This window comes from Providencia sp. PROV122, assembly GCF_028482365.1.
Lineage (GTDB): Bacteria > Pseudomonadota > Gammaproteobacteria > Enterobacterales > Enterobacteriaceae > Providencia > Providencia stuartii.
Genome location: NZ_JAMPQI010000075.1, coordinates 1 through 1,198, shown reverse-complemented (window position 1 = coordinate 1,198; position 1,198 = coordinate 1). Strand labels below are relative to the sequence as shown.

Sequence of the window (1,198 nt, the reverse complement as noted above, 5' to 3'; positions counted from 1 at the left end):
TGTCTAAAGAAAAATTTGAACGTTCAAAACCGCACGTTAACGTTGGTACAATCGGCCACGTTGACCACGGTAAAACTACCCTGACAGCAGCAATCACTACTGTTCTGGCAAAAACTTACGGCGGTAGCGCTCGTGCATTCGATCAAATCGATAACGCACCAGAAGAAAAAGCGCGTGGTATCACCATCTCTACTTCTCACGTAGAGTACGATACACCAACTCGCCACTACGCACACGTAGACTGCCCAGGACACGCCGACTATGTTAAAAACATGATCACGGGTGCTGCTCAGATGGACGGTGCAATCCTAGTTGTTGCGGCAACAGATGGCCCAATGCCACAAACTCGTGAGCACATCCTGTTAGGTCGTCAGGTTGGCGTTCCTTACATCATCGTGTTCCTGAACAAATGTGACATGGTAGACGACGAAGAGCTGCTGGAACTGGTTGAAATGGAAGTTCGTGAACTTCTGTCTCAATACGATTTCCCAGGTGATGACACTCCAGTTATCCGTGGTTCAGCGCTGAAAGCGTTGGAAGGCAACCCAGAGTGGGAAGCGAAAATCGTTGAACTAGCAGAAGCACTGGACAGCTACATCCCAGAACCAGAGCGTGCAATTGACAAGCCATTCCTGCTGCCAATCGAAGACGTATTCTCAATCTCAGGTCGTGGTACAGTAGTCACAGGCCGTGTTGAGCGTGGTATCATCAAAGTTGGTGAAGAAGTTGAAATCGTAGGTATCAAAGAGACTGCGAAAACCACTTGTACTGGCGTTGAAATGTTCCGTAAACTGCTGGACGAAGGCCGTGCGGGTGAGAACGTAGGTGTTCTGCTGCGTGGTACTAAGCGTGAAGAAATCGAACGTGGTCAAGTTCTGGCGAAACCAGGTTCAATCAAGCCACACACAACTTTCGAATCAGAAGTTTATATTCTGAGCAAAGATGAAGGTGGTCGTCACACGCCATTCTTCAAAGGTTACCGTCCACAGTTCTACTTCCGTACAACTGACGTAACAGGTACTATCGAACTGCCAGAAGGCGTAGAGATGGTAATGCCAGGCGACAACGTGAACATGAAAGTAACTCTGATTCACCCAATCGCGATGGACGATGGTTTGCGTTTCGCAATCCGTGAAGGTGGCCGTACAGTAGGTGCGGGTGTTGTTGCAAAAATCATTGCATAATAACAACCCACTGT

Annotated in this window: 1 protein-coding gene; it reads left to right on the top strand. The window is 48.3% G+C overall.

What is annotated here, in order from left to right:
* On the top strand, window positions 1-1,184 hold a 1,184-nt coding region (tuf, locus tag PSE69_RS19795), incomplete at its 5' end, for an elongation factor Tu (protein ID WP_053111003.1).
* Window positions 1,185-1,198: the final 14 nt, after the last annotated feature.